The 6,741-nt window shown below is 67.4% G+C and carries 6 protein-coding genes; 2 read left to right on the plus strand and 4 right to left on the minus strand.

The window, feature by feature from the left end:
• Positions 1-539 precede the first annotated feature (539 nt).
• From glmM to rplM, 3 genes are read right to left on the minus strand one after another with little or no spacing between them, the layout of a single operon-like run.
• Positions 540-1,886: a phosphoglucosamine mutase gene (gene glmM, locus AB0B82_RS35160; RefSeq protein WP_360178854.1), complete on the minus strand. Its 1,347-nt coding sequence runs from the start codon at positions 1,884-1,886 to the stop codon at positions 540-542.
• 7 nt (positions 1,887-1,893) lie between these two features.
• On the minus strand, positions 1,894-2,415 hold the full coding sequence (rpsI, locus tag AB0B82_RS35165; protein WP_355482625.1) for a 30S ribosomal protein S9: 522 nt from the start codon (positions 2,413-2,415) through the stop codon (positions 1,894-1,896).
• Between the two features lie 35 nt (positions 2,416-2,450).
• A complete protein-coding gene (gene rplM / locus AB0B82_RS35170) occupies positions 2,451-2,894 on the minus strand; it encodes a 50S ribosomal protein L13 (RefSeq protein WP_132318789.1) in 444 nt (147 codons plus the stop codon).
• A gap of 286 nt (positions 2,895-3,180) precedes the next feature.
• On the opposite strand from rplM, the gene AB0B82_RS35175 reads away from it, so the two are divergent.
• Complete coding sequence (locus AB0B82_RS35175) at positions 3,181-4,467, plus strand: citrate synthase (protein WP_360178859.1); 1,287 nt, start codon at positions 3,181-3,183, stop codon at positions 4,465-4,467.
• Between the two features lie 141 nt (positions 4,468-4,608).
• The gene (locus AB0B82_RS35180; protein ID WP_360178862.1) at positions 4,609-5,904 is read left to right on the plus strand and encodes a phospholipase D-like domain-containing protein; all 1,296 of its coding nucleotides are present in this window, start codon (positions 4,609-4,611) and stop codon (positions 5,902-5,904) included.
• A gap of 193 nt (positions 5,905-6,097) precedes the next feature.
• On the opposite strand, the gene AB0B82_RS35185 is transcribed toward AB0B82_RS35180, so the two are convergent.
• Entirely contained in the window at positions 6,098-6,553 is a 456-nt protein-coding gene (locus AB0B82_RS35185; protein ID WP_360178865.1) for a nuclear transport factor 2 family protein, read from the minus strand.
• Positions 6,554-6,741: the final 188 nt, after the last annotated feature.

Here is a 6,741-nt window from a genome sequence, read left to right on the forward strand (position 1 = left end):
GGGTTCACCCATCGTGTTGTGGGTTCCTGACCCGTGTGAAGGGTACGGAACCCACAACACCGTGGGTGAACCCACCGCACGGCGGAAACCCGGAACGCCCTAAGACCAGACCGCACCACCACACCCCACGGCACCACGGCACCACGGCACCACGGCACGGCACGGCACCACGGCACGGCACCACGGCACGGCACGGCACGGCACGGCACGGCACGGCACGGCACCCCACGGCACCACGGCGCGCGGGTGATCGGGGCGTGGGGTTGTTGGAGCCGCATCTATGGAGGGTTTTCCCCCGTATGCGGGGCAAAAGCCTCCAGTATCGTGCGGAAAACTCTCCTAGGAGAGTTTTCGCGGGGTCAGCAGTTGCCAGCGGAGCAGGGCTAGTGCGAACCCGGCGAACTGCGGCGGCCGGGCTGGCCGAGCTGGCCGGGCTGCACCCACGCATCAGTCACGAGAGCCGGATATCTACGCGTACGCCGCACCGACGGCGCCGGGGCCGCGCGGCCCCGGCGTACCTGTTGCGAGTTGCGAGCTCCCTAGAGCTTCAGCGCATCCGCGACTACGTCGGCGAGCGAGTGGGCGATCTCCTTGGCCGTGTCGGACGACTCGGCCTCGACCATCACGCGGACGAGCGGCTCCGTACCGGACGGGCGGAGCAGCACGCGGCCCGAGTCACCGAGGCGCGTGGTGGCTTCGGCAACGGCGGACTGGACCGTCGGGTCCGTCCCCGCACGGGACTTATCGACGTTCTTCACGTTGACCAGGACCTGCGGCAACCGGGTCATCGCACCGGCCAGATCGGCCAGCGTCTTCCCGGTCTGGGCGACCCGCGCCAGCAGCATGACCGCGGTCAGCGTGCCGTCGCCGGTGGTGGCGTGGTCGGACAGAATCACGTGCCCGGACTGCTCACCGCCGAGCTTGTGACCGCCGGCCTTCATCGCCTCCAGCACGTACCGGTCGCCGACCTTCGTCTGCTCGACCGCGATCTGCTCCCGAACCATCGCCTGGACGAAGCCCAGGTTGCTCATCACGGTCGCGACGACGGTGTCGTTCGACAGCCGGCCGCTGTCCCGCATCGCCAGCGCCAGCACCGCGAGGATCTGGTCGCCGTCGACCAGCTCGCCGTTCGCGTCCACCGCCAGGCAGCGGTCCGCGTCACCGTCGAGCGCGATCCCGACGTCGGCGCGGTGGCCGACCACCTCGCGCTGCAGCCCCTCGATGTGAGTGGAGCCGCAGTCCAGGTTGATGTTCAGCCCGTCGGGTGCGGCGGCGACCGTGATCACCTCGGCACCGAGCCGGCGCAGCGCCTCCGGCGCTGTCTGAGAGGCGGCGCCGTTGGCGCAGTCGATGACGACCTTCAGCCCGTCGAACCGGTTCGGCGCCGAGCGGACCAGGTGCGAGACGTAGGTCTCGAAACCCTGCCCGTCGTCGCTCACCCGGCCAACATCGGACCCTGTCGGGCGCTGCCACTCCTCGCCCATCCGGGCCTCGATGGCGTCCTCGATCGCGTCATCGAGCTTGATCCCGCCGCGGGCCAGGAACTTGATGCCGTTGTCCGGCATCGGGTTGTGGCTGGCGGACAGCATCACGCCGAGATCGGCACCGGTTGAGCCGGTCAGGTACGCGACGGCCGGGGTCGGCAGTACGCCGAGCCGGACGACGTCGACGCCGGCGCTGGCCAGACCGGCCACCACGGCGGCTTCCAGGAATTCACCACTGGCGCGCGGATCCCGGCCCACAACGGCGCGCGGCCGGTGCCCTTCGAAGGCACCGGCCTCGCCGAGTACGTGAGCTGCCGCGACCGAGAGGTCGAGCGCCAGCTCCGCGGTCAGGTCCACGTTCGCCAGGCCACGGACTCCGTCCGTGCCGAACAAACGCCCCATCAGGTGATCAGCGCTTGCTGTACTGAGGCGCCTTACGGGCCTTCTTGAGACCGGCCTTCTTCCGCTCCTTGATCCGCGCGTCGCGGGTGAGCAGACCGGCCTTCTTCAGACCGGGGCGGTTGGCCTCGAGGTCCGCGGCGTTCAGGCAGCGGGCCACACCGAGCTGCAGCGCACCGGCCTGGCCGGTGATGCCACCGCCGTTGATCCGGGCGATCACGTCGTACGAACCCTCCAGGCCCGCGACGACGAACGGCTCGTTCACGTGCTGCTGGTGGACCTTGTTCGGGAAGTAGACGTCGAGGTCCTTCCCGTTGATCTTCCACTTGCCGGTGCCCGGGACGATCCGAACGCGAGCGACGGCCTCCTTGCGACGGCCGGTGGCGCCGGCCGGGTTGATGACCGCGACCCGACCCGTCTCGGCGCGCTGCTCCGGAGCCGGGTTCGTCTCGGAGGTGTAGGCGACCGGGCCCTCGGTGTCGATGGGGACCTCGGTGTCGAACTCTTCGGTCTCGGTGGTGATGTCGCTCACGCTGTGAATCCTCGTTTACCTGGTTCGTCGATCGCTTACTGGGCGATCTGGGTGATCTCGAACGGCTTCGGCTGCTGCGCCGTGTGCGGGTGCTCCGGACCGGCGTACACCTTCAGCTTGGTCAGCAGCTTCCGGCTCAGGCGGTTCTTCGGGAGCATGCCCCAGACGGCCTTCTCGACGGCCTTGCGCGGGTCCTTCTCGAGGATCTCGCCGATCGGCGTCGCGGTCAGACCACCCGGGTGTCCCGAGTGGCGGTACGCCAGCTTGTCGGTCCGCTTGGTGCCCGACAGGGCCACCTTGGAGGCGTTGACGACCACGACGAAGTCGCCGCCGTCGACATGCGGAGCGAACGTCGGCTTGTGCTTGCCGCGCAGCAGGGTGGCGATCTGGACGGCGAGCCGACCGAGCGTGACGTCGGTGGCGTCGATCACGTGCCACTCACGAGTGACGTCAGCAGGCTTCGGGCTGTACGTGCGCACGGTCGTTGACCTTCGTTTCTCAGAGGTTGACAAAAACTGGACGTCGGCGAGCGGTCCGCCGACAAGACATGTCTGTACTGGACCTGGAACGCACAACAGCAGCCCAGATTACCGCCGCCGCCACGTTCGGGTCAAAGTGAGCCCACACGCCGAGTGGACCCCGGCTTGGAAGCAGCTGAGGACCGCACTAGTTTAGCGGTGAAGATTGCAGTCCGAACCCGCGTCCCGCCGGCTGATCCACCCTCACTCATCCAGGCGATGACGCCAGCTTCCGAAGAGGGCACCCGTGACCGAACAGTCGCTCACCGTCCGGGACAACCGGACCGGCAAGGACTTCGACCTTGCCATCACCGATGGCACCATCCGTGCCGCAGACCTCAAGCAGATCAGCGCATCCGACGGGGACGGCGGCCTGGCCACCTACGACCCCGGCTTCGTCAACACGGCCTCCTGCCGCTCGTCGGTGACCTTCATCGACGGCGACAAGGGCATCCTGGAGTACCGCGGCTACCCGATCGAGCAGCTCGCCGAGCAGTCGAACTACCTCGAGGTCGCCTACCTGCTGGTGAACGGCAAGCTCCCGAACAAGGCCGAGTACGAGGCCTGGGCGCACGACGTGACGTATCACACGTTCGTGCACGAGAACCTGAAGACCTTCATGCAGGGCTTCCGGTACGACGCGCACCCGATGGGCATGCTGCTGGCTTCGGTCGGCGCGCTGTCGACGTTCTACCCCGAGTCGCGCAACATTTTCGACGAGGAGTCCCGGGACCTGCAGATCCGCCGACTGATCGCCAAGATGCCGACGCTCGGCGCCTTCGCCTTCCGGCACGCCCAGGGCAAGCCGTACGTGTACCCGGACAACGAGCTCAGCTACACGGCGAACTTCCTGTCGATGCTGTTCAAGATGAGCGAGCCGAAGTACGCCGCCGACGACCGGCTGGTCCGCGCGCTGGAGATCCTGTTCATCCTGCACGCCGACCACGAGCAGAACGCGTCCACCAACGCGGTCCGCGCGATCGGTTCCACCCAGGTCGACCCGTACACCGCCGTGGCCGGCGGCATCGGCGCCCTCTACGGCCCGCTGCACGGCGGCGCCAACGAGGCCGTGCTGAAGATGCTGCGCCGGATCGGCAGCATCGAGAACGTGCCGTCGTTCATCGAGGGCGTGAAGAACGGCGAAGAGCGGCTGATGGGCTTCGGCCACCGGGTCTACAAGAACTACGACCCGCGCGCCAAGATCATCAAGAAGGCCGCCGACGACGTCTTCGAGGTCACCGGCATCAACCCACTGCTGAAGATCGCGGTCGAGCTGGAGAAGATCGCCCTCGAGGACGAGTACTTCGTCTCTCGCAAGCTCTACCCGAACGTCGACTTCTACTCCGGCCTGATCTACGAGGCGCTGGAGTTCCCGCCGGAGATGTTCACGGTGCTGTTCGCCATCCCGCGGACCTCCGGCTGGCTGGCCCAGTGGGTCGAGATGCTCGGCGACAGCGACCAGAAGATCGCCCGCCCGAAGCAGATCTACACCGGCGAGCGCGGCGTCCAGTACGTCCCGATGGGCGACCGCTGACACCACCTGCGCCACCTGCTTTACCGGAACGCTCCCGCGGCCGCTCGGCCGCGGGAGCGTTCCCCTGTTCAGGGAGAAATGTTTCCGGCACCATGGTGCAAGCAGTGAACATCCTTCTGATCCGCCCCGCAGGAGGTCACCATGCGTCTTGCCCTGCTCCTCCCCCACATCCTCCTGGCCGCTGCCGCGGTCGAGCTTCTCGCTGCGGCCGCCGTACCAGCTGAACCAGCCGCCGTACCGGATCCGGTGATCGGGCATGCGGTGTTCAACGACCCGGCCGGGTCCACAACCGCGCAGAACGCCATCCAGATTCAGTTGGCCGGCCTGATCGACCGGGTGCCGGCCGGCGAGGAGATCCAGGGGTCGTTCTTCGGGTTCGACCCGCCGGACACCGCCGACACCGCGACCGATCCGGACATCGTCGACCGGCTGGTCGCGGCCCACGCCCGCGGCGTCAAGGTCCGGCTCGTGGTCGACCAGAAGTCCGCGGCCACCCCCGCCACGAACCGGCTGCGCGCGGCGATCGGATCGGCCGAGAACCAGCCGTCGTACGTCGTGCACTGCGCGGACAAGTCGCCGGCCGGAACGATCCGGGGCTGTATCGCGACGCGGGTCAAGCAGTGGTCCGACGGCCCGGTCACGCCGTACAACCACAACAAGTTCTTCACGTTCTCCAAGATCCGGCACAGTGGCGGCGCCGAAGTGGGCTCGGTGGTCTACCAAGCCTCGGCGAACCTCGGGATCTGGGACCAGAACGAGGCGTACAACAACGCCCTCACCTACTCCGACCCGAAGACGTACGGCGCGTACCGGACGTACTTCTCGGATCTGCTCGCCTACCGCTCGGTGCCGGGCGGGAACAACAACTACTACAAGGATTCCGGCAGCGGGACGGACTATCGCGTCTTCTTCTTCCCGCGGCAGGAGCGGGCGGGGCAACCGTTCGACGACCCGGCGACAGACACCGTCTACAACTCGCTCGGTTCGGTGCACTGCTCGTACACCGAACCTGACGGCTCGCGTCATCAGACCGACGTGCGAGTGGCGATGTGGGACTTCAACCGGCCGGCGATCGCCCAGCGGCTGGCGCAGCTACGCAAGGACGGCTGCTGGGTCGACGTCGTCCTCACCAACGCCAACGACGCGGTCATGTCCGCACTGAAGTCGGCACCGGTGCAGATCACCCGCTGCAACTACAACGTTGCCCCAGGCATCGACATCCGGGTGCACTCGAAGTATTTGATCATCGACGGCGGCTACGACGACGACATCGTGCCGCGGGTTTTCACCGGCAGCCACAACTTCTCCTACTCGGCCCTCCGCCAGGCCGACGAGTCCCTGGTCCGCGTGATGGGCCGAACCATCCACACCGAGTACCTGCAGAACTTCTGGCAGATCCGGGACACCTGCCGCGCCAAGGGCGGCATCATCACCTGACGCGAGCGGACCTGGGTCACTCACCAACGCGACGAGCGCAGCCGTTCCCACGCTCAGCGCAAGCAGCCACAGGCCCGATCGGCGTGGTTGCTGAGTGCTGCACGTCCGCTGCGGAGCGGTGTGCAAGGGGAATTGGAGACGGCCCCGGGCGGGCTTGGTGCCTCGGTCCGGGGCCGTCCGGCGCCGCTGCCGACTACGACGCGGCGGGGGCGCCGGCCGGTTCCGTCAGGTGCGCGACGAGCCGGTCGACCTGGCCGCGGGCACGAATCATCGCCACGTGGTCGATGTAGTCCCGGGACTCCACGATCAGTCCGTCGCGCACTCGCAGGACGAAGATCGCCGGCACGCGGAACGGTTCGCCGGTCGCCACGACCGTCCCGGCGTACTCGAACTCGGCGACGATCACCTCCGGATCGGCGGTGTGGTGCACCCGGATCCTGTCCGGCTGGAAGCGCACCTCCTCGGTCACCCGCGGGCCGACCCCGCCGAAGTGCTCGCGGAGCGCGTCGCGGCTGAGCAGCGGACGGTCGCCGTACGGGTTCATCGGGTGCCGGACGTCGGTGTGCTCGGCGTAGAGCTGCGGCAGCGCGGCGAAATCGCGGTCCGCGACACCGTGGACGAGCTTCAGGAAGACCTCTTCAGGACTCATCGGGTTCCTCACACGAAACGATAACCGAAGTGACGACTCCGAATATATGGAGTCACGACTTCGTTTACAACCGGATCACGGTTCGCCGCGTCTCCTAGATGATTGATGCACGGGGATTGGTGTCCGGCGTGGATGCGTGACGGCACGGGCGAGGGTGTCCAGAATCGGCGCTGCTTACCCAAGTCTCG

It is taken from the genome of Kribbella sp. NPDC048915 (assembly GCF_040649595.1).
Taxonomy (GTDB): Bacteria; Actinomycetota; Actinomycetes; order Propionibacteriales; family Kribbellaceae; genus Kribbella.